Raw genomic sequence first — 26,251 nt, 5'->3', positions numbered from 1 at the left:
GATGAGAAAAATATTTCTTGTATTTTTTATGTTTGCCTTTGTCATAACTGGTTGTGTTCAGACAGGAAATCAGGGAGGAACTCCTGGATTAACACTCACCCTTTCCACAAAGGAACTTAATGATTATCTGAAAAAGGAATTCCCTGTTGAGAAAAAATATAAATTTGTCCATATAAAACTGGATAATCCTGATGTGCTAAATATTCAAAAAGACAGAATTAAGATAGGTTCTGATGTAATTTATTCTGTGGAAATGCTTCCTGAAGTAAAAGGAAAAGTTCTTATATCAGGTGGTATCAAATATGACCCTGAAAAAAGGGCTATATACCTGAAAGACCCTGTTATTGAAAAGTTAGAATTTTTCAGAAAAAATCTTGTTTCTTTTATACCTGAAAATCACAGAAAAACTCTGTTTGGATTTATTGGTGAAGTATTCAGCACAGTTCCGGTTTATAGATTTGATAACAAAAAACTAATGTATCGCTTTCTAAAAGATATAAAGGCAGAGGACGGAAAGCTTATCCTGAGGTTTGGGCTTTAGCCTCCGCCTACAAAGGTAACTATTTCTACGACGTCTCCGTCTTTTAGCTGGTATGTTTCATACTCACTTTTGGGAATAACTTCCATTCCTACAGCAACAGCATAGTTTGGTGCTTTTATACCAAGTTCCTGAACAAGTTCTTTTATTGTAAGCTGGTCTTTGTTAAATTCCCTGTATTCTCCGTTTACCTTCAGTTTCATTTTCTTACCTGCCACCCTTATTTTTTAAAAATTCTATATCCAATTTAGGCAGGAATTTATGATTTTCATTCTTCATAGGCATACTTTCCAAGTTCTACTTTAAAGAATAATTTTTTCTCTTTTAGTTCATTAAACAGCTTTTCCAGTTCTTCTTCGTAGTCTGCTTCTCCTCTTTCTACTTTGTCCATAATTTCTTCAAGCTGTTTTGTGTAGTTTTCATTAACAAATTTATAAATATCTTCTCTCTTTTTAATCAGTGCCATTACAGTTCTTCCCAGTTTTGTTGGGAAAAGGTATCCTCTTCTTTCTATTATGTAATGCCTGTCTAAAAGTTTTTGAACTGTTACTGCATAGGTAGAAGGTCTTCCGATACCTTTTTCCTTCATATCTTGAATAAGTGTTGCAAATGTATAGTAAGGAACTTTAGGCTTTAGATGATATGATTTTTTGTCTTTTACTTCTATTTTACCTTCAGGAATTGAATAAACCTTAACAGGCAGTATCAGGTCATAGCCGTGTTCAATTATTCTGGTTAAAACTCCTTCCTGTAGTTCCTCATCAAAAGCTCTTATATCATAGGTTGTTTTTTCAACTACTGTTTCCCTCATCTGTGAGGCCATAAATCTCCTGAATATCAGGTCATAAAGGCGGATATGCTTGTTTGTTATTCCTTGCAGGTTCATTGTGTAAATCATTGACCTTAAATCATCAGCATCCATAGGTCGTGTAGGTCTAATACATTCATGGGCTCCGCCTGCTGTAGAGAAAGTTCTGGGTTTAAAGTATTCTTCACCAAAGTTTTCAGTTATATATTCTTTGGCAACAAATACTCCTGCTTCGGAAACCCTTATACTATCTGTTCTATGGTATGTGATAAGTCCTGCCTCAAATAAATCCTGTGCAAGCTGCATTGTTTCTTGAGGAGAAAATCTAAGCTCCCTTGCAGCCTCTGACAGCATAGTATCTGTGGTAAATGGCTTAACAAATAGATGCTCTTCCTCTTTTTCAAGGGCTTTAACCATTACAAACTCAAGATGGTCATAGAACCATTTAGCCTTTTTCTTATCTTCAAACTGGAACTCAAATGGATAACCATTTATCTCAACTCTAACAATTGCTATTTTCTGTTTTGCTTCATCTGTTCTGTTTATTACCCATTCTAAGACAGGTGTTTGAACTCTACCTGCTGATAGCCAGTGTCTATGGAGTTTTTTCTGGATATACTGGGAAATGGTAAACCCAATCCATCTGTCTGCAACCCTTCTAACAAGCTGGGCTTTTACCAGATTTACATCAAAATCCCTGTAGTTTTTAATGGCCTCTAAAAATGCCTTTTTGGTTACTTCGTGGAACTCAGCCCTTTTTATGTTGTAGTTATAAGGTAGAGAGTTTAAAAACAGGTCATAACTAATTTTTTCGCCTTCTGTGTCAGGGTCTGTGGCAATGAATATCTCATTGACTTCAAGGTCAAGTTCTCTTATGCTCTGGATGATATTGTTTTTACTTTCATCTATCGGCTCAAATATAGGAACAAGTTCACCGTTTTTCTTAACTCCAAAGTAATATTCCTCTTTATTCAGATCGTAAACATGCCCTTTGCTTGCGACGATGGTCAGAAATCTTTCACCTATAGCTATTTCATAAGCATCAAGATTTTTTAATTTTCTTCTAAGGGGTTTTCCGAAGAAGTTGGCTATTGTTCTTGCTTTGTTTGGAGATTCAACAATAACAACTGTTGTAAGGAATGATTGTCTTTCTTCTTTTATGAATTCTCCTGATAAAACTTTTCGGACTTTTTCCCTATCTTCATCTATCTGTTTAAGGATTTCCTCAAGATTAATTTCTTCAACAGGTTTAAACTCTATATCTTCGCTGAACCATCTTACCTTTTTCTGCAGAGAATAAAATGCTTTGTCATCGTCCACAAGCAGATAAGCCAGTCCTTTTGTTAAACCGCCTGCATACAATCTGGAAGTCCTTCCTGAAGCCTGTATGTAACCAGTTACGTCGGCGGTTGTCAGGATAAATGTATCTCCTTCTTTTTTGAGGGTGATTTCCGGAGATTGCTGGACAGCTGAGAAAATCTCAGGTTTTTCTATCAGTTTCTTAACGTATTGTTGTATCTGGCGCATTTTGTTTAGTTTTTCAGGCTCAAGCTTTTCAGGAGGGATAAAGGCATATATTTTCAGGTAGTTTATGTAATCGTAAAGCTGTTTTACTTCCAGAGGGTCTAATAGCTTTTTCCTTGCAAGGAATGGAGTTAAAGACAGCATAAAGTAATAAAGATGGATAAACTCTTCTTCAAATCTGATATTAAACTGGAGTTTTGGAACACCGATAAAAACAGCATATCTAATCACATCAGGTAGGTCAATTCCCCTTGCAAGAGGATTTCTGTAGCTTGCAAATCCGACGGCAACCTGAATTTTGCCTTCTCTATATTCATCAAGCCTATCCATTAATTCTTCATAGGATACTGCTGTAATGCCGTTTTGGTTTAGGAATTCCACATATTTTTCAAGTGTTTCCCTTGTCTCTGATGATGAGAGAAATGCCAGTCCACCTTTTCCTAGTTTTTTGATTACATCAATACTTCTTTCCCATACTTTTTCAGGTTTTTCATATACATCCTCTATGTTCCTTAGGGTTAAAGATGGTCTTCCTACTTCAAAACCAAGTAATTCCCTGAATAGATTTACCCTTTTTGACCTTGGATTTGAAGTAGCTGAGGAAACTATAAGAACACCTTTTCTTTTTTCTGCTATTTTCTGGATTTTTGCCTGCCAGTGCTGCAGTAGTTCAAAATCTTCCTCTGTTGGTTGTCCTTTTTTAAACAGATTTTGTTTAAATGTTATGAATTTTAATGTGTAATCAATGTCTTCCTGTGTAAATCCAAGAAGCATAAGAACTTTATCTATATTTTTTGCAGATTTTAGGATACTATCAACATCATCAACAAAGACTAAGGCATATTCTCCTTTGGGAATAATGTCTATATTTTTGTATAAAAACATTGTTGTGGTCAGGAGAATTTTAAAATCGTTATTTTTTATTCTTTCTTTGTATTCTTCCTGTTTTTTCTTTGTTTTTGCAAATTTTGATGTATATGCAAGAATATCTTCTTCCGGAACTCCAAAGGATACCAATCTTTCATGTGCCTGATTAACAAGCATCTGTGTAGGGAAGATTAGGTATGCTTTTTTATTTTCTTTGTCTTTCAGGTATTTGGATAAAACAAGCCCAAATGTGGTTTTACCTATACCTGTTGGGGCAAGAAGTGCATAAGAGATATTCAGGAAAAATCTGGTAGCCCAGGTTTCCTGTATAGACCATAAATCATTTTTTATAATTTGTCTGAAAAACTCCTTAAAGTCCCTGACTTTGCTCCATAGCTGACAAACATCAAGGAACTTTCCATAGCCTAAAAAATCACACAAATCTTCCCGTGGAACTTCATCAGGAAGACAGTTTTCACATACAAGACCTTTAAAGAGTCTTTCAGAAGTTATATCTCCTCCACAGTTTGGACACATATTTTTGTATATAAGGGGTATAACTTTGCTTTCCATTTTCCTCTCCTGTGTTTTGAAATAAAAAAAGCGGGCTGAAGCCCGCTTTGATTTTTTATTCTACACCTTTCATCTGTAAGAATTCTTTTATTTCATGGAGAAGTTGTGCAGGGTTTTTAATTGGATAAGATAAACCTTCAGCCACTTCTGAAGCTGGAATGCCTTTTATTGTTATACCGCCTAATTTTTCTTTAAGTGCTGCTGCATCTTGGACTGGATATTTTAAGCCTTTACTGTGTTTAAGCACTGTGTAAGCCCATGGTGCTTCACATACTTGAACAGCTTTAGCAGACATTTCTCTACAGAATTCAAGTAATGTTTGTGCTTCTTCACCTTCTTTGACCAGTTTATAAGCAAGTTTTGCAACTCCACCGGCGGTATGAACTCTTAGTTCTTTTTTCTCTTCTTTTGTCAGCTCGTCCATGTGCTCAATTTTGAACATTGCAGCATTTGGGTCAGCTCTGAGTATGTTTCTTACTGTGTTTCTTGTAAGACCTACAATTTCTGCAATTTCTTCTTCTGTTTTGAGATATTCCTCTCTGAGAACTATCGCAAACGCTGCCCTTGCCAATGATGGCAGCCATGTTAATGTTCTGTATTCAGCGAGTTTGTGAAGTCCTCCAAGCAGGTCTATTGCTTTGAAAAATACCCTTCCAACTAGATTTTCTAAATCATGTTCATCTACAGGTTTTGAAGTAATTAATACTACCATTTTCAGCCCTCCTTTTATTTAATTTTTTTATTTTCCAATTGGTCCCAGTATCCTGACCAGTCCTGTGTCAGTTATTTCAAGATAATGGGTTCTTGTGTCATGGCCAGACATTCTACAACCATCAATTCTGAATAGTCTTACTATTTCGCCAATCTCTTTTTTATACAGTTTTGCTTTAAATGAGGAATCAATTAATTCTTTCGCAAGAACCATTGTTCCATCAACAATATGGCCAACTGCATATCCGCCGGCTGCCTCTGATGTCAGTTCCTCGTGACCGCTTCTTTTCTGGGATACGAAAAGTGCTGTCTGATACCACTTTTTCATAAAGTTAAACAATCTTCTGACTATTCCCCTTGCCATCATTTCCCTGTTTTCAAACAGCCCTGTTATAGAGTCAATTACTGTGAATTTGATATGATAAGTTTTTATTGCATAAGCAAGGGTTGCCAGCAGGTCAGGAATATTCTCCCTTAGTGTTGAATGTGATGCAGCATCTATGAGAATAACATTGTCTTCAAACTCATCAAAGTTATATCCCATAGCAGCTGCTCTCATTTTGATTGAGGCAATTACAAAATTTGCCGGTGATTCAACTGTGATAAAGGCTACTTTATGGCCTTTTCTTGCCTGTTCTACTGTGAACTGCTCAACCATAAGAGATTTACCGGTATCATTTACACCGGTGATATTAAAAACTGAGTAAGCTGGTATTCCACCTAAAGATTTTTTGACTATTTTTCCGTCTTCCGATTCAACAATAAAAAATAAATCATCTAATCCTTCAATTCCAGTAGGGATTCCATAAATTTTTGGAGCTTTTTCAAGGGCTTTACTTCCTGTGAAAATACTTTCTTTTACTACCTTGGGCTCCCGATACTCGTGAACCCTTTCTTCTTCTTCGTGATATTTAGGGTCTTCAGCCATTCCACCCTCCTTTTATTTTATTCCTACATAAATCAATATATTACCGGGATAATCCCTGTCAACATTTATTCTTCAAAGTATTCGGCGCCACCGTGTTTTGTTTCCCATACTACAACTTTTTGGAGGGTGGGGTATTTTTCTTTTACTCTGTCGTATATATATTTGGCAACATTTTCAGCACTTGGAGAAAAATCATAGATATCATTCATACATTTGTAATCTGGGAGAATCTCATCTAAAAATTGATGTATTTCCACAAAATCAAATCCCATTCCCCCTTTATCCAGCTTATCTGCACGGATGAAAAGCTCCACTTCCCATGTGTGTCCATGAAGGGGTTCAGGTTTTCCGTGATAATCGGTTAAATAATGGGCTGCCTGAAATTCTCTACGAACTCTAACTATATATGGCATTATTTAAGTAACTCCTGCTCTTTTTTGTAATCCCAGTAGATACTATCTAATATATCAGAAAGTTCGTTTGAGTAGCTTTCGGCTATTTCATCAACCTTTGCACTATCAACAACTATATCCCATAGGTAAGGGTTGTTTCCTACTATTCCCGTGCCATCTCCAAGGTCGTATATAACAAGGTTTACAATAGCAAGTGGTGCAACCTGTGGAGCTATAGATAAAACTTCATCAAGTTTTTTATCGTTGATAATTTGAATTAGAAAATATCCTCTATCAGACCTGAGCTGTATTATCTTGAGATTATTTGCTGCTGCTTTTCTCTGAAGAAGATTAAGATATTCCTGTGGTTTTACATGGGGATATGCTTTTTCTATAAGAACTGCTGATTTTACTGTTCTGGTTGCAAGGCCATATACAAAGATATACAGAAAAACGAGTGTGGCAAATATGCCGACTCCTGTGATAATTATAAAAGGCCAGTTTCTTTTCATTGGTTTTCCCTTTTTTGTGCCTGTTGCTGTTGTTTTTGTTTTTCTCTTTCTTCGTTATAGCTTGCTTTTATTGCAAGACCCCAGATAAGACCGACAGTAATAACCATAAATGTAAAAAATATAATTCCAGCTAATTCCCACCAGGTATTCTCCATTTTTGAAACCTCCGGATAATTAATATAAATTTTAACATAATAAGATATACTATGGTTAGTAATTATTAACCATAGGAGGTAAGGATGATAAAACTTGTAGCAATAATGGTTATTTTCTTGCTACTTGTTGTTGCCAGTATAATAATTGGTATGAAAAAGTAAATTATTTAATTAAATATATTAAATAGATGGTTATATGGAAAAAGAATATGGCTTAGTAAACATAAATTGCTAAATTGTCTTTGGCAAGAAATCAATAATAATTATTGTTAAGTTTTGTATTTTGAATAGGAAATATATTCGCATTACTGGAGGCTGCTCCCATTCGGTCGCCAATTTGCTTCGCAAAAGTTGATGCAACTTAATACCTCCAAAGAGGATTTATAAAAATTTTTAAATCTTAGCTAATCCTTGAAGGACACTTGCCAAATTAAATTTTTTTATTCAATCTAATTAACGAGTTTTATCTAAACTATATGGGATAGGATTTTAGATTTATCAGCAGAAATTTTAATTTAGGTTGTTTAAAATTTCTCTAAATGTTTTCACTTTCAGTAATGTCCTAATTTTAGCAACTTTTCTATTTGATCAAATTCAAAATATTAGAAATAGCATATATATTAACACTTTCTATCGTATTCAATATATAATAATATTTCATTAAATTTTCGTAAGGAGGAATTTATATAAAATGTTCAAAGTCCTTGTAACTGACCACCTATCTAACAAAGGCCTTGATATACTCAACAATGATCCTGAAATAGACCTTGATTATCAGCCTGAAATTAGATGGGAAGAACTCTTAGAGATAATCAAAGATTATGATGCAATAATCACAAGAAGTAGAACTCCTGTAAATGAAGAACTCCTTGAAAGAGCAGAAAAATTAAAAGTAGTCGGTAGAGCCGGAGTTGGTGTTGATAACGTTGACCTCGAAGGATGTTCCAGAAGAGGAATTCTGGTTGTAAATGCACCGGGGGCGAATACTGTCGGAGCTGCTGAGCTTACAATGGCTCATCTATACGCAGTTCTTAGGAAACTCCATCTTGCCCATGAATCCATGATGAGAGGAGAATGGGACAGAAAGAGATTTATGGGCGAGGAATTAGACGGAAAAGTTGTTGGAATTATTGGACTGGGTAATGTTGGTTCTCAGGTTGCAATCAGATGTAAAGCATCTGGAGCTACAGTAATAGCCTATGACCCATATATCCCGAGAGAAAAAGGAGATAGATTAGGGGTAGAACTTGTTGATACCCTTCATGAGCTTATAAAAAGGTCAGATATTATTTCTCTCCACTGTCCTCTAACAGAGGAAACAAAGGGAATGATAGGAGAAAAAGAGTTTGAACTTATGAAAGATGGTGTTTATTTCATCAACTGTGCAAGAGGTGGCATAGTTGATGAAGATGCCATGTATGAATATATGAAAAAAGGTAAATTTGCCGGAATTGGACTTGATGTTTTCAGTAAAGAACCCCCAGACGACAGAATAAGAAGGCTTTTTGAATTTCCAAATATAAGTTTGTCTCCACATATTGGAGCAAACACTTATGAGTCTCAGGATAAAGTTGCAATTAAAATAGCACAGCAGGTAATAGCAGCCCTTAAAGGTCAGTTTGTTGAAGCTGCTGTAAACGCACCATTTACAATAACAGAAGGCTTTGAGAATATAAAAGCATTCCTGCAACTTGCCGAAAAATTAGGTAGTTTCCTTACCCAATATGCAGGTGGCAACTTTAAGGAACTTAATATAGAAGTTAGAGGTTCTATCGCCGAGCATATTAAACCTATTTCTGCCTATGTTTTAAAAGGATTTTTAGAACCTATTTTAGATAGGCCGGTAAATATTATTAATGCTCCATTTTTAGCTAAAGAAAGGGGTATAAATGTTATTGAAAGCTCAAGGGAAGAAGGACTTGTATTTAAAGATTTTATAAAGATAACAGCAGTTGAAAATGGAAAAGAACATATAGTAGGTGGAACAGCATTTTATAACCAAATACCAAAAATAATGCTGGTTGATGGATATTGGATAGATATAGACCCTGAAGGTGTTATTCTTATGTTCGAAAATAAAGATGTTCCTGGAGTAATAGCTAAAATAGGGGAAATTCTTGCAAGACATAACATAAACATTGCAGGGTTCAGGCTTGGAAGACTTGAGAAAGGCAAAGTTGCCCTTGGAGCTCTACAGCTGGACGAAAAAATTACAGATGTAATCTTGGAAGAAATCCTTGATATACCGGAAATTTTAAAAGCAAAACAGATAATACTTTAGGAGGAAAGAGGTGCCAGACAAAAAAATCAAAATAGCAATAGCTGGCGTAGGAAATTGTGCCAGTGCATTAATTCAGGGGATTTATTACTACAAGGAAAAACAGAATATTGAAGCAAGCGGTCTCATGCATGAAGATATCGGGGGATATAAACCCTGGGATATAGAAGTTGTTGCAGCATGGGATATTGATGAAAGAAAAGTTGGATATGATGTGTCAGAAGCTATATTTAATCCTCCAAACTGCACAACTGTTTTCCAGAGAGATATCCCAAAAACAGGTGTAAAGGTAAGAAAAGGAAAGGTTTTAGATGGATACCCTGAACATATGAAAAATTATCCTCCGGAAAATGCATTTGTGCTCTCTGATGCAAAGGAAGATAGCATTGATACAGTTGCAAAAGTGCTTATGGAGACAGGTGCAGATGTTCTTATAAATTATGTGCCTGTTGGTGCAGAGCAGGCTGCAAGATATTATGCAGAAGCCTGTTTAAAGGCAGGAGTTGCTTTTGTTAACTGTATGCCAACATTTATTGTTTCAGATGATGAATGGGCAAAAAGATTTGAAGCAGAAGGTATTCCGGCTGTTGGGGATGATATTAAATCCCAGGTAGGAGCTACAATAACCCATAGGGTTTTAACACAACTTCTTTTAGACAGGGGAGTAAAAATAGATAGAACCTATCAGCTTAACGTCGGTGGAAATACAGACTTTTTAAATATGCTTGAAAGAAGCAGACTTGCAACAAAGAAAAAATCAAAAACAGAAGCAGTATCATCTCTCATTCCTTATGGAATGGATCCAAGAAATATTCATATTGGACCATCTGACTATGTTCCATGGCTTAAAGACAGAAAAGTTGCATTTATCAGGCTGGAAGGAAGACTGTTTGGGGATGTTCCTATGCATATAGAACTTAGACTGGATGTTGAAGATTCTCCAAACAGTGCAGGTGTTGCTATAGATGCAATTAGATGTGCAAAACTTGCTCAGGATAGAGGAATAGGAGGACCTCTTTATTCTATTTCTGCTTATACAATGAAACATCCACCTATCCAGTATAAAGACTGGCAGGCCAGAGAAATGGTTGAGGAATTCATAGCAGGAATAAGAGAAAGATAAGGAGGGTTACATGAAAAGATTATTCTTTGCTGCATTATCATCAGTTTTTGCTGTAACATCTGCTTTAGCAGTTCCCGGTGTTGATGGAGAAATCTCTGCCGGTTATATCAAACAAAGTATTGATGGTTCAGGAAGCTATAAAGGAAATGATATCGATACAGATGAACTGGGACTTGATGATGAAAATTCATTCTTCTTGAGGGCTAAACTGGAACATCCTATTCCTATTCTTCCAAATATCAAACTTATGTATGAGAAAATGAGATTTGAAGGAACAGGAACAGTTAAAAATAACTACACATTTGGTAATATCACAATTACAGTAAATGACAGGGTTTATTCCAAACTTCGTTTAGACCACTATGATGCAGTTCTTTTTTATAACCTTCCATTTGTGAATGTAACACATGTTTTAGATGCAGAAATAGGACTAAATATCAGAGTTGTTGATTTTTATGCAAAAGTTAAAGATTTAACTACCGGAGATGAAGATTCAAAATCCCTTACAATTCCTATTCCAATGCTACATGGTGCTGTTGAATTTAAACCTGTTGATTATTTCTCCATACTTGTTGAAGGAAATGGTATAGCTTATGGAGGACATCATTTTTATGATATTACCGGAGAGTTAAAAGTAAAACCTTTTCAAACAATGATAGTAAAGCCGTTTATCGGTGTTGGATATAAGTATGAAAAGATTAAAATAGATGATATTGATGATGTTTCTGCTGATATCAAGATAAAACAGCCTTTTGTGGAAGCAGGAATTCTATTCTAAGTTCAAAGGCGGCTTTGCCGCCTTTTTATTATTTGTCTGATAATAGTTTTCCTCCTTTTCCCCAGTTATCCCTATCAACTTCTTCAATAACCACATAGGTTGCAATGGAGGTTTGTTTGCAACTTCTTCCAGAACTTTCGTGATACCTTCAACAATTTTTTGCTTCTGCTCCCTTGTTAGCTCTCCGGCTATTTTCACATTAACATAGGGCATTTTTACTCCTCCAGATTATATTGTTTTAGTTTTCTGTAAAGTGAGGAAAGATCTATCTCAAGAGCTTTTGCTACTTCCTTTAGATTACGGTTATATTTTTCAAGGGCAAGTTTTATAACTTCTTTTTCTGCCTCTTCCCTTACTTTTTTTAAGGGTTTTATTTCTATTTTTTTCTTTCCGACTGGTGATTTTCCCTTGAAAATATACGGTGGTAAATCCTCCAGTGTAATCTCTTCACCTGAAGCAAAGATACATAATCTTTCCATTAGGTTCTTGAGCTCTCTAACATTTCCAGGCCAATCATATTTTAGGAGAACTTTTTTGACATCTTCCGAGAGTTTTACAGGAGGAATTTTGTTTTCTATACATGATTTCTTAAGGAAATGCTCAGCAAGGAGAATTATATCTTCTCCCCTTTCCCTTAGAGGTGGAACATAGATTGGAACAACAGCCAGTCTGAATGCCAAATCCTGACGAAATCTACCCTCTTCAATTTCTTTTTCAAGGTCTTTATTTGTGGCTGATATAACCCTGATATCCACTTTTATTTTCTGATTACTACCAAGTCTTGTAAACTCCTTTTCTTCCAAAACTCTTAATAACTTTGCCTGTGCTGCGAGGCTCATGTCTGTTACTTCATCTAAGAATAGTGTCCCCCCGTCTGCTATTTCCAGCTTTCCCGGTTTTCTTGTCATTGCCCCGGTAAATGCCCCCTTTTCATATCCAAAAAGCTCTGCTTCTATCAGATCATCCGGCAGGGCAGCACAGTTTATATCAACAAATGGTTTATTTGCCCTATCACTAAGGAAATGAATAGAACGGGCAACAAGCTCTTTACCTGTTCCATTTTCTCCGAAAATCATTACCCATGCATTCGTTCTTGCCACTTTTTCAATCTGTTTTTTTAGTTTCTGGATAGGTGGGCTGTTTCCTATAATTTCTATATCTTTGGTTAATTCCTGTTTTAGAAATGTGTATTCTAAATCCTTTTTGATTTCTTTTATGGCTTTTTCTAAGACCGCAAGGATTGTATCTGTTGAAATAGGTTTTTCAAGGAAGTCAAAGGCTCCTTCTTTCAGGGCTTTTACGGCAATAGGGATATTTGCATGGCCGGAAATCATAATGATTTTTGTTATAGGATTTATATCTTTTATAAAATGTATAAGGTCTGTTCCTTCCCCGTCAGGAAGCCAGACATCAAGAAAAACAATATCGTAATCTTTTTCCTTTAGTTTTTCCTTTGCAGAGTGAAGGGAATAGGCAACATCAACATTAAATCCTTCGTCTTCCAGTATATCCTTTAATAGACTTGTTATGTTTTCCTCATCATCAACAACAAGTATGGAAAAGTTTTGATTTTCCATTAGATAACAACCCTTTTAACCCTTTTTGATATTCTGCACATTATCTCATAAGGTATTGTGCCGCACAACCTTGCTATATCCTCAAAATATATTTCATTTCCGTTGTCTTTGCCAACAACCGTTACAGTATCCCCGATTTTTATGTTTTTTATATGGGAGACATCAACTATTGTCATGTCCATTGTCACATTGCCTATAATATTTGCTTTTTGATGATTAATAAGGAAGTATCCTTTGTTTGATAAATCCCTTGGCAAACCATCTGCATATCCAAAGGACACAATTGCTATTTTCATATCTTTTGGGGCTGTAAAAGTGCCTGCGTAGGATACAGTTTCTCCTTTTTTCAGATTTTTTATAGCAATAACTTTTGATTTGATTGACATAACAGTTTTAACAGGAATTGAAAAATTAGGAGCAGATTTTTCTCCGTATATGGAAATACCTATCCTGACTGCATTGCAATAATCACATTTATACATAAGTCCTGCACTGTTTTGTAGATGTATGTATCTGGGATTTATTCCGGCTTTTTTTACCATTTCAACTATTTTTTGAAACTGTTTTATCTGTTTTTCGGTTAGCTCAGGGTCAATGTCAGCAGATGGAAAATGGGATAAAATGCCTTCTACATTTAAACCATTCAAGCTATTTAACACCTGGTCTATTTCTTCCGGTAGAAATCCGAGTCTATGCATTCCTGTATCAAATTTTATATGGATACGGGATATATTATATTTCTGGACTAATTGAAGCTGGTTAAAATCGGAGATTACAGGGACAAGGTCATAATCCTTAAAACATTTGATTTCGTCAGGAAGAACTCCCCCTAAAACCAGAATATCTTTTTTTATGTCTGCCTGCCTTAGCTCTTTTCCTTCTTCTGCTGTTGCAACGCATAGATATTTTACGAATGGATACTGCTGGAGAATTCTGGATATATTTTCTGCACCATGCCCATAGGCATCTGCCTTTACTACGGCAAATATATCTTTTTTTACATAGTTGTGTATTAATTTTAAATTATATTCAACTCGGTCTTTGCTGATTTCTGCCCAGCTTCTATATCCTTTCAGATATGTTTACCTCCGCTTTTTAATATTTTTCGGTTAAATCTTAAGGCTAAAAAATTTTATAATAAAAGAGTTCACTTTTCGCAGAGTTTGGAATAAATTATTCTGTATCATAGCCAGGAGGCAGAAAGTTGGATAAATTCGCTGTTTTATCGGTATCCGCGTTAATGATAGGTGGTATAAGCTGGTTTTTCTTCGGTGGAAAAGATGATAAGAATGAAAAGAAAGAAACTACAGGAAAAACGAAAACAGTAGAACTTAACATATCAGGAATGCATTGTGCCGGATGTGTCGCTGGTATAGAGGCAACACTTAGGGCTACAGAAGGAGTTATTTCTGCCTCGGTTAATCTGGCAACATCAAAAGGTGTTTTTGAATACGACCCTGCAAAAATAACCAAAGAACAGATAATAGCCAAGATAAAAGAGCTTGGTTATGATGCCTCTGAAGATTTAGAAAATTTTGAAAAAAAAAGTTAGAGGAAGAAAAAAGCCTTAAAATTAGGTTTATTATTGCTTTAATTTTTACAGTTTTGGTATTTTCCCTTGAATTTTTTAAACTGCCTTTTCTGGAAAAGCCTCTAATCCAGTCAAATGAATTTTTAAACCTGAAAAATGTCCTTTCCCTGATATTTGCCTCTATTGTCCAGTTTGGGGCAGGCTGGGAGTTTTACAGGTCTGCAATAGGTGGTCTGAAAAACAGAATTGCCGATATGAACCTGCTTATTGTTATAGGGACTTCTGCTGCTTATTTTTATTCGGTTTTTGTTATATTCTTTCCTTTCCTTTTTCCTGAGAATATGAGGTCAACTTATTTTGGCGGTGCAGCTGCTATTATCACATTTGTTTTACTTGGCAGATATCTAGAAAGCCGTTCCAGAAATAAGGCAACAGGATTTTTGAGAAAACTCCTTAAACTAAAACCCCAAAAAGCATTAATAATTGTAGATGGAAAAGAGACAGTGATTCCTGCTGATAGTATAGTAGTTGGAGATATTGTTGTGGTGAAAGCCGGCGAAAGGGTTCCTGTTGATGGCGTAGTTATTGAGGGTTCCGGAGAGATTGACCAGTCAATTCTCACAGGGGAAAGCCTGCCTGTTTTGAAAAAAACAGGGGATACAGTCTTAGGCGGTAGTCTTCTTGTTGATGGATATATATTAATCAAAGCCACAAAAACAGGAAAAGATGCATTTATATCCCAGCTGGCAAAACTGGTGTCACAGGCACAAGAAAAAAAACCACCTGTTGGAAGACTTGCTGACAAGGTTGTGGCAGTTTTTGTTCCTGCTATTCTTATTATTTCTATTCTAACTTTTGATATATGGTATTTGATGGATAAACCGGATATAGCATTTTTATCTTCTGTTTCTGTTTTAATCATTGCCTGTCCATGTGCCCTCGGAATTGCTACACCAATTGCCATTGTTGTTGCAGTAAGCAAAGGAGCTAAAGAAAAGATACTGATTAAAAATCCGGAAATTATTGAAGGGATTAAGGATATTACCGTTGCTATTTTTGACAAAACGGGAACAATAACAGAAGGAAAGCTCTCTGTTATAGAAGAAAAAATATTTGATAAACAGCTGTTAAAATATGCTTATCCTGCTTTGAAAAACTCTAACCATCCTGTTGCAAAAGCTGTTTTAGAAAAAATCCCTGAGTATGAGGCAAAACCTGAAAGTTTTAAATCAGTTTCCGGAAAAGGAATTATTGCGATGATTGAAGGAAAAAATGTTATAGCAGGAAATCAAGCTTTCCTAAAAGAACACGGGTTTGTTATTAAGGAAAACTCTAAAAAAACAGAGCTCTTAATAGCTGTTGATGATAAACTTGTTGCTGTTTTTTATCTTAGCGATAACCTCAAACCTGAAGCAAAGACTGTTTTAAATAAATTAAAAGAAAAAGGGATAAAAACTGTTTTACTAACAGGGGATAAAGAAGAAGTAGCAAGGGGAATATGTGCTGAAGCCGGCTTTGATGAATGCTTTGCCCAGCTAAAACCTGAGGATAAATACAGAATTGTGAAGGAACTGCAACAGAAAGGTGAGAAGGTAATGTTTATCGGGGACGGAATAAATGATGCTCCTGCAATGGCATCTTCAAACGTTGGAATAGCCGTTGTTCAGGCAACAGATATAACAAAAGAAACAGGTGATATTCTACTTTTGAAAAATGAGCTAAATTTAGTTTTAAAGGCAATAAATCTTTCTTCGTTTAGTATGAATGTTATAAAACAAAATCTGTTCTGGGCATTTATTTATAACGTTATCGGGATACCTGTTGCAGCGGGAATTTTATATCCTGTGGCAGGAATACTGCTTAAGCCTGTTATTGCAGGGGTTGCAATGTCTTTTAGCTCTGTGAGTGTTGTTTTGAATGCCCTTAGAATAAATAATACCAGATTAGGAGATTGATATGCTTATTCTAAAAAAGCTTTCTGTGAAACCTTTTGCAATTATTGGACATAGAGGCGCAAAAGGGGTAAAGCCTGAAAATACAATTGCAGCCATTGAGTATGGAATAAAATCCGGAGCTGATATTGTTGAGGTAGATATTAGAAAAACAAAAGATGGGCAGCTTATTTTATTACATGATAAAGATTTTAAAAGGCTAACAGGTAGGGCTATTCCACCTTCACAAGTGGATTTTGATTTTATAAGGGGAAATATAACCATTGAGGGAGAACCTGTTGCTACCCTTGATGAGGCTTTACAGACGGTTAACGGAAAATCAGGTTTGTTCATAGAAATCAAAGAGCTTGAAACAACACAGGATATTGTAAATAAAGTTTTTGAACACTCTGCACAGGAATGGGTGGCTTTTATCTCTTTTTATGAGGAAGCACTTGAGCAGGTAAAACAGATAGATAATTCCCTTGTAACAGGATTAATCTATATGAGACCTCCGGGAAAAATACTTGAGGCCAAGGATATAAATTGTGAATTTGTTTTGCCTTACTATAAACTTGCCACAGAAAAGGCAATTAGATTTGCCCACAGGCTAAAGCTAAAGGTTGTATCATGGATTATAAATGACAAAGAAACTGCCGAGATTTTTGCAGAAAGGGGCAGTGATGGAATAGCAACCGATTATCCTGACCTTATGGTTAGATGGAGAGAAGAGATTAAAAGGGGCTTGTAAACCCCTTCTATTTAATGATGAACTCCGCCTTCGCCGTGTGCGTGTCCGTGTTGAATTTCTTCAAGTGTGGCATCTCTAACATTTACAACTTCAACATCAAAAACAAGGTCTTTTCCGGCTAATGGGTGGTTCATATCAACAGTAACTTCATTATCATCAAAATCAACAACAATCATATTTATGATTTGTCCGTCTGGAGTTTGAGCCTGAAGAGGCATTCCTTTTTCCAGTTCAATTCCCTGGAAGTATTCCCTTGGAACTTTCTGGATTAATTCTGGATTTTTCTCTCCGTAAGCCTCTAAAGCAGGAACTTCAATGGTTCTTTTTTCCCCTGCTTCCATACCTTCCATTCTGCTTTCCAGTCCGGGAATGATATTTTGAGCACCGAATAAAACAGTTAAAGGTTGCCCATACTCCTGACTGCTGTCAAGAACTTCTCCTGTCTCTTTGTCCTTGAGTGTGTAGTGGAATGTTACCACTTTGTTGTTTGTAGCCTTCATAAAAAAAACTCCTTTATGTGTATTTAGCACCTGAGGTGCTATATTTTTTCCAGTAAATCCTGTATTTTTATTTTTTCATATTTTTCAGGGGTTGAATAAATATATACAGTTTTTGGGTCTGTGTCCAGTCCAATGATTATTGCTTTTTTATATCTGTTGTTAAAGGCAAATTTCAGTGATTCTTTGTAATCCCTATCTATTATATCCCTTCCTACAATATATCCTTTTTCCCTTAAAGCTTTTCCAATCTGATATGCAGCCTTTTTATCAGGTGTTAGGTCAATGATAAAAAAGTCTTTAAGCTTCTTTTCTTCCAGCAGTTTGTTTTCTTTTGCATACTGCCAGATATTCAAAACATAAAAGGCAAATCCTGTAGCAGGAATATCTCCATTATATCTGGAAATTAGGTTGTTATATCTACCACCCTGTCCTATAGATTTAGAGAAATTTTTTATAAAAATCTCAAAAACAATTCCTGTGTAGTATGAAAACTCCCTTGGTTCCCCAAGGTCAAAAACAACGTTGTCTGCTACTCCATATTCTGTAAGAATATTGTATATATTCTCAAGCTCTTCAAGTGGTTCTAAAAGCTGGGGATAATTGGATACAAATTTCTTTAAACCCTGTATAAGTTTTAATCCACCCTGATATTTTGGAATATTTACAATAAACTCTTTTATTTCTTGCGAGGTTTCATATCGGGAAACAAATTTTTTTAGATTAAATATTTCCCTGTTTTTTATAAACTGCATAAACTGCTGGTATTCCTTTTCTGATAGGTGGAGAATATTTTTTAAACCAGTGAAAATTTTTATATTATTCAGGTCTATCTGGAAATCTTTAATTCCGATATTGCTTAAAGCATTACAGGCTATTGTTATAACCTCTGCATCCGCCTCAAGTCTGTCTGAGCCAATCAGTTCAATACCTGTCTGGAATATCTCCCATAAATCCCCTGTTTTCGGCGGAGAATAACGGAAAATGCTTCCTTTGTAGTAGTATCTTTTAGGTAGCTCTTTTCTTTTTAGGGAGGAAAAATATCTTGCAATCTGGGCTGTAAAATCAGCCCTTAAAGACAGAATATCCCCTGTTGTTCTATCAACAATTTTAAAGCTTTTACCTGCTATATTTTCATCAAGGGCTTTTTTGTGGACATTAAAATACTCAAAAACAGGTAGTTTTATCTCCTCATAAGCCCATTTTTCAAAAGTGTTAGTTATTTTGTTTATTATGGTGTTTAGCTGGTAGGTTTCAGCCCGATTAAAAACTTTAACACCGGCAGGAATTTCTATATCCATATCTCACCTTATAGTGCATCTAATGCAGGTATAAATAAATCACCTAAAAAGTATGTGTTGTTCAGTTTATAAAGAATTGGTCTGACCTTGTCATAATCAAGTATTGAGTAAGATGCATTATCACACCCAAAACTCCAGAATTTTGAAAGTGGAATATCCAGTCCTGCGACAAATGAGGCTCTGATTGGAACTGTATGGGAAACTGCTATAACTGTTTCTCCATCATGTTTTTCAAGCATTTTTTCCTGAAATCTTTTTACCCTGTTATAAACATCAACAAGGGTTTCCCCGTGGGGAAATTTTATTGTTTCCGGTTCATAAAGCCACTGGCGGAACATGTCTGGATATTTTTCTTTAACTTCTTCAACAAGCATTCCAGACCATTCCCCATGGTCTATCTCAATAATATCCTCATCAATATTTATTTCCAGTCCCAGCTCTTTTGCAATATATTCAGCTGTCATATATGTTCTTTTAAGCGGACTTGTATATAAAGCGGTTGGAGAGTATTTCTTCAGTGTTAAAGCAAGAAGCTGTGCCTGTTTGTGTCCCCTTTCTGATAATTCAGGGTCTAATCTTCCCTGATATTTCCCGATTGGGTTCCATAAACTTTCTGCATGTCTGACATATATAATTCTTACTGCCACTTTGACCGCTCCTTATATATTTTTGAGAATTATTTCCTGTGCTTTTTTGACACCTTTACCTAATTCAACCGGATAACCAACTTTTGCCAAAGCAAGCTCAAGACCGGCGATAACCTGAATAACATCATTAAAATCAAAGTATCCCATGTGGGCAATTCTGAATATTTTACCTTTTAGATGGTCTTGTCCACCTGCAACTCTAAATCCTATCTTAAGCAGCTGTTTTCTCAAATCATCTGCATTTATTCCTTCAGGTGCATAAACTCCTGTTGCAGAGTTTGCAGGACTTTCTGACAGAAGCTTAAGGCCTATTTCTTTAACAGCTTCCCTTGTGGCTTCTGCCATAATTTCATGTCTTTTTGCAAGCTGCGGCAGCCCTTCATCAAGTATAAGGTTAAGGCTCTCGTTTAAAGCAATGATTAGATTTATTGCCGGTGTGTATGCTGTCTGGCCGTTTTCCTGTTTTTTTGCTTCCTTTGCAACATCAAAGTAGTATTTAGGAATATCGCTTGTTGAAAGTCTTTTTTCTGCTTTTTCACTAAAATACAAAACAGCAAGTCCCGGTGGAAGCATTAAGGCCTTTTGTGAACCTGTTACAAGGACATCTATGCCTATCTCTTCAGGATAAACTTCATAAACTCCGACTGATGTAATGCCATCAACTACAAGAAGACAATCATCAAGCTTTTTAGATATTTCTCCTAAAAACTTAACGTCGTGGTATGTTGTTGTTGAAGTTTCTGATTGTTGAACAAAAATTCCTTTTATGTCAGGGTTTTCTTTTACAATTTCTTCAATTTTTTCTTTGCTATATGTTTTTCCCCATTCTATCTGATAATCAATAACATTAAGCTCAAAAGTTGTTCCAAGCTCTTTCCATCTCTGGCCGAATTTACCAGCATTTATAACAAGAACTTTATCCTTTTTCTTAAAGAAATTTAGAACTGAAGCTTCCATTGCCCCTGTGCCTGAGGAGGCAAACATAATAACATCTCTTTCAGTTTTAAGTAATTTCTGGAGTTTCTGGCGAACATCGTTGAAAATTTGTGTAAATTCTGGTGTTCTGTGGTGAATTATCTGCTGTCCCAGTGCTTTGATAACCTGTGGTGGTAATGGAACAGGTCCCGGTGTAAACAATCTTTCTTTTATTAACATACATCCTCCGGAAATAGATTTTGAGCTTTTATTTATTATATCAGATAAGATTTGCTCACTTTTACTGTTTTTCCTTCATAATTTTTGAAAATTATATGATTTTCATCTTCTCTAATAATGTAATCAGGAAGCAGAGGAACTTTTCCCATACCACCGGGAAGGTCTATTGCATAAGTTGGTATTCCAAGACCGGAAACCCTTCCCCTTAGATACTCCATTATTTTTATGCCTTTTTCCAGAGAAGTTCTAAAATGGAGAACTCCTTTTGTCGGGTCACAGAAAAATAGATAATAGGGTTTAATCTTTACTTTTAAAAGGCTTCTCATAAGACTTTCTATTGTTTTTTCATTATCATTAATGCCTTTGAGTAAAACCGTTTGGTTTAAAACAGGTGTTCCTGTAGAAAATATATTTTTTACAGCCTGTTTTGTTTCCTGTGTGATTTCATCAGGATGGTTAAAATGGGTTACAAGCCAGATTTTTTCATATTTTTCAAAAAGCTTGAGAAGTTTTTCATCGTAAAATCTAAATGGATTAACAACAAGTTCCCGACTTCCTATTCTGATTATGTCTATATGCTCAATCCTATAAAGATTTTCCAGAATATACTCAAGTTTTTTATTAGGCAGAGTTAAAGGGTCTCCCCCTGAGATAAGCACTTCTTTTATATTTTTGTTGTTTTTAATATACTCAAACATACGGTCATATTCCTGATAAGTCCTTGCCTTTTCTTCTTCAAGGAAAATTCTTTTTCTCATACAATGTCGGCAATAAACAGAACAAAAATTTGTAGCCCTGAACAAAACCCTATCAGGATACCTATGGGTTAATCCTTCAACCGGACTTAAGACTTCTTCATTAAAAGGGTCAAAACTACCGTAGGATTGGATTGTTTCATCTATTTCTGCAAGGTCAGGTATTATCTGTTTGAATATTGGGTCATTTTTTGAAAAATCTTTTGCAAGGCTTAGATAATAGGGAGTAGTTCCGACTTTAAAAATTTTTTCTGTTATTTTTTCTTTTGAAAAATCTTTTCCTGTGATTTTCTCAAGTTCTGAAAGGCTTTTTATCCTGTTTTTAATCTGCCAGTGCCAGTTTTTCCAGTCTTTTTCCTCAACATTCCATAGTTTTTTCCAGTGGTTTTCAGGTAAAACCCTCAAGTCAGATGCTCCCTTAAGGTATGAACTACAACCTCATTACTGAAAAGGTTTGCTATAACATTAAGCACATAAATAATCATATAAACCACAAATAAAGCCTCTTTTTTCTTGAAAAACAGCGTTATTCTCATAATTAGAATTAATACAAATGAAAATGTTATTACTGAAGCTGCTACTGCATGCCAGAAATAAACTGACGCTTCTGCTTCTTCCATTAGATAAAAATATTCCTGTGCCCCTGTAAGTCCTGCAATTATTGCAAGGATACTACCTAAAATAACTATTCCTCCTGCTAATTTAAAAACCAGCTCTTTCTGGGTTATCAAAGTGGCAACTTCAAAGAATAATCCAAGTAGTGGAATTAGCACTGCGAACCTTCCAATCATTGCATGGACAAGATTGTATTCCAATTAAACCTCCGCTATATTAAATACCGATAAGATATTATAAATAAAATCAAAAGGAGGTAAACAACAACTACTATAAATCGCTATGGAGTGAAAATTATTAACTATAATTATATAAAAAAGGTCTATGGGATAAACAGAACAACTTTTATAAATTGAGTAAAAAAATGATAACCCTACAATGCAAGCTAACTTTCGAAAACGAAAAAGGCAAACAAAAACTATTTGAACTGATGAGACAATTTTCATCCTGCCATAGATACACATATAACAGATTACTGGAAGGACACAAAAGAAAAGAGCTAAAAAAACACTTACAAAAAGTGTTTAACCTAAACAGTAGATACTGCGATGATGCAATACACAAAGCCCAAAATCTCATAAATTCCTGCAAAGAAAGAGGACAAAGCCCAAGAAAAGTAATATTCGGAGGCAGGAAACTATTTGAGAAACTAAGCAAAAGACACCTAAATGGAGAGCAAAGAGAAAAACTGGAACAAAAATGGCAAGAGCGAAGAAAAGGATACTTATACTCAAGAGGAGACAGGGCTAAAAAAGGTAACTTAAACACAAGAATAATAATTGAAAAAGAAGGATTAAGACTAAGAATAAATACAGGAGAAAGAGACTGGATAACAGCAAACATAAAAAGAGCAGTAAACAAAGAAAATGACAAATGGACAGAGTTTATTGCAAGATTATTGGGAGCAGAAGAAACAGGAGAATATTTTTCTTACTCAGTAGAGATAAGACAAATAAACGGACAAATTTACGCATTTATAAGCTTTGAGGAAAAACTACCAGAAGAGCCAATAATAACAAAAAAAGAAGGAATAATAGGAATAGACATAAACGCAAAACCATTTCATATAGCCCTTGCAACCATAAAACCGGATGGAAATCTACAGGCAGTAAACAAAATATCCCTACACAATTTAATAAACAAAACAAAGAACCAAAGAGAATACCAAAGCTGGCAGATAGCCCATCAGGTAGTAGAAACAGCGACAGTGCAAAACAAAGCAATAGCAATAGAGAAATTAGACACAATACCAAAAGGGAACAAAGGAGATGGAAGAAAAAAATTAAGAAAAATCAAACAGCAGTGGATATACAGAGGGATACTTGAGAAAATAAAGACAGTAGCAAAAAGAGAAGGGATAGAGGTAATAGAAGTAAATCCAGCATACACATCAATAATAGGAATGCTAAAATATGCACCCCAATATAGTTTAGATAAAGACACAGCAGGAGCATTTGTAATAGCAAGAAAAGGATTAGGATTTAAGGAAGAACTGCCAAAACACTATGAAAATCTAATATCAGATGAGGAATACTTGCAACATGCAATAAACAAAATAGAACAAGAAAGACTAAAGACAAAAGAAAAACTAAATATAGAGAAAAACCAATACAAGAAAGAACCTTTAAAAAAGAAATTAAAAGAGCTAAACAAACAAATAAAGATATTGCAAAGCCTTAACAGTGAGCCACAGACCCTAGAGCCTGTAAACCAAAGGAAGGAACAGGTGAGGGACTACTCAAGGAGTAGTTACAAACTGTGGCAAGTTGTTAAGGTAGCCCTCACTATCCCTGTTCTAGGAAAGTCTGTGCCAAGAGACTTATCACCCCTGAAACCTATACTGGTAGAAGGGGATTGGGACAGGGTAGTGAGTCGGTTAGTTCCTGTTGCTTGAGACAGGGGCTATGGTGTAAGCGAAATACCGCCAGCTGGGGAGTGCTTACACCTGAAGAAGGCGGAATACAAATACCCCAGCCCAAAGTGTAGTTAGTTTACGTGCACTTTGGTTTACCAGGGCAATATGATAAAGAAAGTAGCACATCCAGTTATAGTTCTTGCTGTGGCAGTTTATTTTATATTCCTGCAAACTTCCCCTGCTATCGCCGGTATGGTTGGTTCTGTAATGTCTGACGGAACAACGCAGGTTCAGTCCCTTAGAGATATGGAAATTAACAAAATTCAGCGTGCCCTTGAAAACCAGCTTGTAAGGGAAAAGCTCAGAGCCTATGGGCTTACACCAGAAGAAGTTAATAAGGAACTGGCTAATATGTCAGATGAACAGATTCACATGTTGGCACAGGCTTCAGACAAAGTTCTTGCCGGCGGTGATATATTCGGTGCAATCATAGCTGTTTTAATAATTGTGCTTTTAATTGTTTTAATACTTAAACTTCTTGGAAAAGAAATAATCATAGCTTGATAAGAATATTACCTGTTTTACTTGTTGTATTTTTTGCATTTGGTAAAGTTTTAGATGTTCCTTTTGTTAAACAGCAGTCGGGTTTTTGTGGGCCCGCCGCCCTTTCTTCTGTTTTTCAGTATTATGGAAAAAATATATCCCAGGAAGAAATTGGCAAAAAGGTTTATATTCCTAAACTAAAAGGAGCTCTGATAACTGACCTGCAAAATTTTGCCAGAGAAAAGGGCTTTAAAACTATTTTGAAGAAGGGTAATATTGAAGAGATAAAAAAGTATATTGATAAGGATATACCTGTTATTGTCCTTGTTGATTTAGGCTTTTGGGTAATATCAAAGCCCCATTATATTGTCGTAGTAGGATATGATAAAGATGGATTTATTGTTCACACCGGATATAAAAAATTTCAAAAAATAAACTACAGGAAATTTAAAAAGATATGGGAAAAGGCAGGAAATGTTTACTTGGTTGTATATCAATAGGGCTGATATTTTTAACTTCTTGCAGTAAGCCCAGAATTATAGTTTATGATGACCCTTTATCAGCAAAGGAACATAATGACCTTGCGGTTGCTTATCAGAAAAAAGAGGATTTAGACCTTGCAGAAAAGGAATATAAAAAGGCAATAGCAAGAGATAGGAACTGGGATATTCCTTATTTTAATCTGGGAAATCTTTATTATCAGAAAAAAGATTACAAAAAGGCAGAGGAATATTATAAAAAAGCAATTTCAATAAATCCAAAGAACTCCGACGCTTTAAATAACCTTGCGTATCTACTTTATCTGGAAGGAAGATACAAGGAAGCATGGGAGTATATCCAGAAAGCCCTTAAAATAAAACAAAAACCTGAGTATATAGATACATACAACAAGATTAAGGAAAAAATTGAACAGAATTAATTTTAGTTCTTTGCTTATTGCAGGCTTTATAGCCGGATATGTTATGTATGTTATTGACCTTGCATTAGAAGGCTGGTTTGGTCTGTTTGGCTCTTATAAAGTCTACAAAGAATGGCTTGTTCAAGAAAACCTATTTAAAGGATATGAGGACATAGCCCTTTTTATAGGACATCAGTTAAACAGTATTCTTTTTGGGTTTGTGTTTGCATATATTTACCATTATATTCCCGGTTTCAAGCTACTGAAAGGATTTATATTTTCTATTGGCTGGCATATCCTTGTGCTAATTGTTGCCTTCATTTTTGGACTTGGCGGTGCAAAATGGCTCTCAGGAATAATAAATATGGATATTAAGCAGCATATAACACTTTTTTTATTACATCTATCTTGGGGAACAACCCTTGCATATTTTTATAAACCACCGGAGGAGGAAAATTGAGGCTTATTTCTGTAATTGGTAGTTCAACAGCAACTCCTGATAGTGATGAATATAAATTTGCTTATAGATTAGGGCAATTAATAGCAGAAAAAGGTTTTGGTGTTGTTTGCGGTGGTAGAGGAGGAATAATGGAGGCGGTATGCAAAGGTGCCAAGGAAAAAGGAGGATTAACAATAGGGATAATGCCTTCCTTGGATGGAAGTGATGCTAACAGATATGTAGATATAAAAATAAATACAGGTATAGGATTTGCCAGAAATCCAATTGTAGTAGCTTCCGGGGAACTGGTAATTGCTGTAGGTGGAAATTATGGAACATTGTCAGAAATAGCATACAGCCTTGTTTATGGGAAAACGATTTTAGGTTATAAAACCCATAAAGTTGATGGAGTTATTGAGATAAAAAAGATAGAAGACGTTTTAGAGTATATAAAATAAAAATGCCCCCGACGGGATTCGAACCCGTGTCGCCGGCGTGAAAGGCCGGTGTCCTAGGCCTGGCTAGACGACGGGGGCAATGGTGAGCCGCCTGGGGGTCGAACCCAGGAC

The 26,251-nt window shown here is 35.6% G+C and carries 28 protein-coding genes, 1 tRNA gene and 1 pseudogene; 13 read left to right on the top strand and 17 right to left on the bottom strand.

The genetic code is table 11. The features are described from left to right. Nucleotide 1: 1 nt before the first annotated feature. Nucleotides 2–541 carry a DUF1439 domain-containing protein gene (locus MVE07_RS00320; protein WP_297452650.1) on the top strand — a complete coding sequence of 180 codons (540 nt, stop codon included), beginning with the start codon at nt 2–4 and terminating at the stop codon, nt 539–541. Here MVE07_RS00320 and thiS read toward each other — a convergent pair. The 7 genes from thiS to MVE07_RS00285 all read right to left on the bottom strand — a co-directional run bounded on the left by thiS (nt 538) and on the right by MVE07_RS00285 (nt 7,008). Further along, on the bottom strand, nt 538–741 hold the full coding sequence (gene thiS, locus MVE07_RS00315; protein WP_297452648.1) for a sulfur carrier protein ThiS: 204 nt from the start codon (nt 739–741) through the stop codon (nt 538–540). The two genes, MVE07_RS00320 and thiS, sit on opposite strands and share 4 nt — an antisense overlap. 65 nt (nt 742–806) lie before the next feature. Continuing rightward, entirely contained in the window at nt 807–4,310 is a 3,504-nt protein-coding gene (gene rgy, locus MVE07_RS00310; protein WP_297452646.1) for a reverse gyrase, read from the bottom strand. Nucleotides 4,311–4,365: 55 nt separating this feature from the next. Continuing rightward, nucleotides 4,366–5,022, bottom strand: a complete 657-nt coding sequence (locus tag MVE07_RS00305; protein WP_297452643.1) for a bacterio-opsin activator — start codon at nt 5,020–5,022, stop codon at nt 4,366–4,368. Nucleotides 5,023–5,049: 27 nt separating this feature from the next. Beyond that, nucleotides 5,050–5,949, bottom strand: coding sequence for a KaiC domain-containing protein (locus MVE07_RS00300; RefSeq protein ID WP_297452641.1), 900 nt, complete (start codon nt 5,947–5,949; stop codon nt 5,050–5,052). 65 nt (nt 5,950–6,014) lie between these two features. Then, the gene (locus tag MVE07_RS00295) at nt 6,015–6,362 is read right to left on the bottom strand and encodes a 6-carboxytetrahydropterin synthase (protein ID WP_297452639.1); all 348 of its coding nucleotides are present in this window, start codon (nt 6,360–6,362) and stop codon (nt 6,015–6,017) included. Further along, nucleotides 6,362–6,853: a hypothetical protein gene (locus MVE07_RS00290; RefSeq protein WP_297452638.1), complete on the bottom strand. Its 492-nt coding sequence runs from the start codon at nt 6,851–6,853 to the stop codon at nt 6,362–6,364. The genes MVE07_RS00295 and MVE07_RS00290 overlap by 1 nt, the downstream gene beginning before the upstream one ends. Further along, complete coding sequence (locus MVE07_RS00285; protein WP_297452637.1) at nt 6,850–7,008, bottom strand: hypothetical protein; 159 nt, start codon at nt 7,006–7,008, stop codon at nt 6,850–6,852. The genes MVE07_RS00290 and MVE07_RS00285 overlap by 4 nt, the downstream gene beginning before the upstream one ends. Before the next feature lie 691 nt (nt 7,009–7,699). On the opposite strand from MVE07_RS00285, the gene serA reads away from it, so the two are divergent. From serA to MVE07_RS00270, 3 genes are read left to right on the top strand one after another with little or no spacing between them, the layout of a single operon-like run. Beyond that, entirely contained in the window at nt 7,700–9,289 is a 1,590-nt protein-coding gene (gene serA, locus MVE07_RS00280; protein WP_297452636.1) for a phosphoglycerate dehydrogenase, read from the top strand. A 10-nt stretch (nt 9,290–9,299) separates the two neighbouring features. Further along, the gene (locus tag MVE07_RS00275) at nt 9,300–10,409 is read left to right on the top strand and encodes an inositol-3-phosphate synthase (RefSeq protein WP_297452634.1); all 1,110 of its coding nucleotides are present in this window, start codon (nt 9,300–9,302) and stop codon (nt 10,407–10,409) included. 10 nt (nt 10,410–10,419) lie between these two features. Next, nucleotides 10,420–11,187, top strand: a complete 768-nt coding sequence (locus MVE07_RS00270; RefSeq protein ID WP_297452632.1) for a TIGR04219 family outer membrane beta-barrel protein — start codon at nt 10,420–10,422, stop codon at nt 11,185–11,187. Between the two features lie 28 nt (nt 11,188–11,215). On the opposite strand, the pseudogene MVE07_RS10570 reads toward MVE07_RS00270, so the two are convergent. The 3 genes and pseudogenes from MVE07_RS10570 to alr all read right to left on the bottom strand — a co-directional run bounded on the left by MVE07_RS10570 (nt 11,216) and on the right by alr (nt 13,813). After that, nucleotides 11,216–11,400: pseudogene (locus MVE07_RS10570) on the bottom strand (4-oxalocrotonate tautomerase family protein). 2 nt (nt 11,401–11,402) lie between these two features. Continuing rightward, nucleotides 11,403–12,764: a sigma-54 dependent transcriptional regulator gene (locus MVE07_RS00255; protein ID WP_297452629.1), complete on the bottom strand. Its 1,362-nt coding sequence runs from the start codon at nt 12,762–12,764 to the stop codon at nt 11,403–11,405. Then, nucleotides 12,764–13,813, bottom strand: coding sequence for an alanine racemase (gene alr / locus MVE07_RS00250; RefSeq protein ID WP_297452713.1), 1,050 nt, complete (start codon nt 13,811–13,813; stop codon nt 12,764–12,766). The genes MVE07_RS00255 and alr overlap by 1 nt, the downstream gene beginning before the upstream one ends. Before the next feature lie 155 nt (nt 13,814–13,968). Between alr and MVE07_RS00245 the strand changes: the two genes are divergently transcribed. The 3 genes from MVE07_RS00245 to MVE07_RS00235 are packed head-to-tail and all read left to right on the top strand — an operon-like array spanning nt 13,969 to nt 16,977. Then, on the top strand, nt 13,969–14,316 hold the full coding sequence (locus tag MVE07_RS00245; protein ID WP_297452628.1) for a heavy metal-associated domain-containing protein: 348 nt from the start codon (nt 13,969–13,971) through the stop codon (nt 14,314–14,316). Nucleotides 14,317–14,369: 53 nt separating this feature from the next. Then, nucleotides 14,370–16,250, top strand: a complete 1,881-nt coding sequence (locus MVE07_RS00240) for a copper-translocating P-type ATPase (protein ID WP_297452626.1) — start codon at nt 14,370–14,372, stop codon at nt 16,248–16,250. Nucleotide 16,251: 1 nt separating this feature from the next. Continuing rightward, nucleotides 16,252–16,977: a glycerophosphodiester phosphodiesterase gene (locus MVE07_RS00235; protein WP_297452624.1), complete on the top strand. Its 726-nt coding sequence runs from the start codon at nt 16,252–16,254 to the stop codon at nt 16,975–16,977. A gap of 11 nt (nt 16,978–16,988) precedes the next feature. On the opposite strand, the gene MVE07_RS00230 is transcribed toward MVE07_RS00235, so the two are convergent. From MVE07_RS00230 to MVE07_RS00205, 6 genes are read right to left on the bottom strand one after another with little or no spacing between them, the layout of a single operon-like run. Then, the gene (locus MVE07_RS00230; protein WP_297452622.1) at nt 16,989–17,477 is read right to left on the bottom strand and encodes a peptidylprolyl isomerase; all 489 of its coding nucleotides are present in this window, start codon (nt 17,475–17,477) and stop codon (nt 16,989–16,991) included. A gap of 38 nt (nt 17,478–17,515) precedes the next feature. Then, nucleotides 17,516–18,775 carry an ATP phosphoribosyltransferase regulatory subunit gene (hisZ, locus tag MVE07_RS00225; protein ID WP_297452620.1) on the bottom strand — a complete coding sequence of 420 codons (1,260 nt, stop codon included), beginning with the start codon at nt 18,773–18,775 and terminating at the stop codon, nt 17,516–17,518. A gap of 8 nt (nt 18,776–18,783) precedes the next feature. Beyond that, the gene (pspA, locus tag MVE07_RS00220) at nt 18,784–19,422 is read right to left on the bottom strand and encodes a phosphoserine phosphatase PspA (RefSeq protein WP_297452618.1); all 639 of its coding nucleotides are present in this window, start codon (nt 19,420–19,422) and stop codon (nt 18,784–18,786) included. 12 nt (nt 19,423–19,434) lie between these two features. Then, the gene (locus MVE07_RS00215) at nt 19,435–20,577 is read right to left on the bottom strand and encodes an alanine--glyoxylate aminotransferase family protein (RefSeq protein ID WP_297452616.1); all 1,143 of its coding nucleotides are present in this window, start codon (nt 20,575–20,577) and stop codon (nt 19,435–19,437) included. Nucleotides 20,578–20,612: 35 nt separating this feature from the next. Beyond that, nucleotides 20,613–21,737, bottom strand: a complete 1,125-nt coding sequence (locus MVE07_RS00210) for a KamA family radical SAM protein (RefSeq protein WP_297452614.1) — start codon at nt 21,735–21,737, stop codon at nt 20,613–20,615. Next, the gene (locus MVE07_RS00205) at nt 21,734–22,147 is read right to left on the bottom strand and encodes a hypothetical protein (protein WP_297452612.1); all 414 of its coding nucleotides are present in this window, start codon (nt 22,145–22,147) and stop codon (nt 21,734–21,736) included. Before MVE07_RS00205 ends, MVE07_RS00210 begins: the two co-directional genes overlap by 4 nt. 164 nt (nt 22,148–22,311) lie before the next feature. Between MVE07_RS00205 and MVE07_RS00200 the strand changes: the two genes are divergently transcribed. From MVE07_RS00200 to MVE07_RS00175, 6 genes are all read left to right on the top strand, one after another. Then, a complete protein-coding gene (locus tag MVE07_RS00200) occupies nt 22,312–23,841 on the top strand; it encodes an IS200/IS605 family accessory protein TnpB-related protein (protein ID WP_297452610.1) in 1,530 nt (509 codons plus the stop codon). A gap of 126 nt (nt 23,842–23,967) precedes the next feature. Continuing rightward, the gene (locus MVE07_RS00195) at nt 23,968–24,366 is read left to right on the top strand and encodes a PA2779 family protein (protein ID WP_297452608.1); all 399 of its coding nucleotides are present in this window, start codon (nt 23,968–23,970) and stop codon (nt 24,364–24,366) included. Further along, on the top strand, nt 24,363–24,845 hold the full coding sequence (locus tag MVE07_RS00190; protein WP_297452607.1) for a C39 family peptidase: 483 nt from the start codon (nt 24,363–24,365) through the stop codon (nt 24,843–24,845). Before MVE07_RS00195 ends, MVE07_RS00190 begins: the two co-directional genes overlap by 4 nt. Continuing rightward, nucleotides 24,803–25,264 (top strand): tetratricopeptide repeat protein, encoded by a 462-nt coding sequence (locus MVE07_RS00185; RefSeq protein WP_297452606.1) that lies wholly within the window; start codon nt 24,803–24,805, stop codon nt 25,262–25,264. Before MVE07_RS00190 ends, MVE07_RS00185 begins: the two co-directional genes overlap by 43 nt. Then, on the top strand, nt 25,251–25,703 hold the full coding sequence (locus MVE07_RS00180; RefSeq protein ID WP_297452605.1) for a hypothetical protein: 453 nt from the start codon (nt 25,251–25,253) through the stop codon (nt 25,701–25,703). The genes MVE07_RS00185 and MVE07_RS00180 overlap by 14 nt, the downstream gene beginning before the upstream one ends. Further along, complete coding sequence (locus MVE07_RS00175; protein WP_297452604.1) at nt 25,700–26,140, top strand: TIGR00725 family protein; 441 nt, start codon at nt 25,700–25,702, stop codon at nt 26,138–26,140. Before MVE07_RS00180 ends, MVE07_RS00175 begins: the two co-directional genes overlap by 4 nt. Before the next feature lie 3 nt (nt 26,141–26,143). On the opposite strand, the gene MVE07_RS00170 is transcribed toward MVE07_RS00175, so the two are convergent. After that, nucleotides 26,144–26,218 (bottom strand) — tRNA-Glu (locus tag MVE07_RS00170). Nucleotides 26,219–26,251 lie beyond the last annotated feature (33 nt).

The sequence above is a fragment of the Persephonella sp. genome, from assembly GCF_027023985.1.
Classification (GTDB): domain Bacteria; phylum Aquificota; class Aquificia; order Aquificales; family Hydrogenothermaceae; genus Persephonella_A.
Note: the sequence above shows the minus strand (reverse complement) of the source record. Positions and strands in the feature narration are given on the sequence as shown.

Bases quoted from the DNA above. Each gene is read 5' to 3' on its own strand.
- MVE07_RS00255 (WP_297452629.1), bottom strand. From the start codon at position 12,764: ATGGAAAATCAAAACTTTTCCATACTTGTTGTTGATGATGAGGAAAAC.
- MVE07_RS00290 (WP_297452638.1), bottom strand. From the start codon at position 6,853: ATGAAAAGAAACTGGCCTTTTATAATTATCACAGGAGTCGGCATATTT.
- serA (WP_297452636.1), top strand. From the start codon at position 7,700: ATGTTCAAAGTCCTTGTAACTGACCACCTATCTAACAAAGGCCTTGAT.
- MVE07_RS00305 (WP_297452643.1), bottom strand. From the start codon at position 5,022: ATGGTAGTATTAATTACTTCAAAACCTGTAGATGAACATGATTTAGAA.
- rgy (WP_297452646.1), bottom strand. From the start codon at position 4,310: ATGGAAAGCAAAGTTATACCCCTTATATACAAAAATATGTGTCCAAAC.
- MVE07_RS00320 (WP_297452650.1), top strand. From the start codon at position 2: ATGAGAAAAATATTTCTTGTATTTTTTATGTTTGCCTTTGTCATAACT.
- MVE07_RS00285 (WP_297452637.1), bottom strand. From the start codon at position 7,008: ATGGAGAATACCTGGTGGGAATTAGCTGGAATTATATTTTTTACATTT.
- MVE07_RS00200 (WP_297452610.1), top strand. From the start codon at position 22,312: ATGATAACCCTACAATGCAAGCTAACTTTCGAAAACGAAAAAGGCAAA.
- MVE07_RS00195 (WP_297452608.1), top strand. From the start codon at position 23,968: ATGATAAAGAAAGTAGCACATCCAGTTATAGTTCTTGCTGTGGCAGTT.
- MVE07_RS00295 (WP_297452639.1), bottom strand. From the start codon at position 6,362: ATGCCATATATAGTTAGAGTTCGTAGAGAATTTCAGGCAGCCCATTAT.
- hisZ (WP_297452620.1), bottom strand. From the start codon at position 18,775: ATGGATATAGAAATTCCTGCCGGTGTTAAAGTTTTTAATCGGGCTGAA.
- MVE07_RS00215 (WP_297452616.1), bottom strand. From the start codon at position 20,577: ATGTTAATAAAAGAAAGATTGTTTACACCGGGACCTGTTCCATTACCA.
- MVE07_RS00270 (WP_297452632.1), top strand. From the start codon at position 10,420: ATGAAAAGATTATTCTTTGCTGCATTATCATCAGTTTTTGCTGTAACA.
- MVE07_RS00230 (WP_297452622.1), bottom strand. From the start codon at position 17,477: ATGAAGGCTACAAACAACAAAGTGGTAACATTCCACTACACACTCAAG.
- MVE07_RS00235 (WP_297452624.1), top strand. From the start codon at position 16,252: ATGCTTATTCTAAAAAAGCTTTCTGTGAAACCTTTTGCAATTATTGGA.
- MVE07_RS00185 (WP_297452606.1), top strand. From the start codon at position 24,803: ATGGGAAAAGGCAGGAAATGTTTACTTGGTTGTATATCAATAGGGCTG.
- thiS (WP_297452648.1), bottom strand. From the start codon at position 741: ATGAAACTGAAGGTAAACGGAGAATACAGGGAATTTAACAAAGACCAG.
- MVE07_RS00300 (WP_297452641.1), bottom strand. From the start codon at position 5,949: ATGGCTGAAGACCCTAAATATCACGAAGAAGAAGAAAGGGTTCACGAG.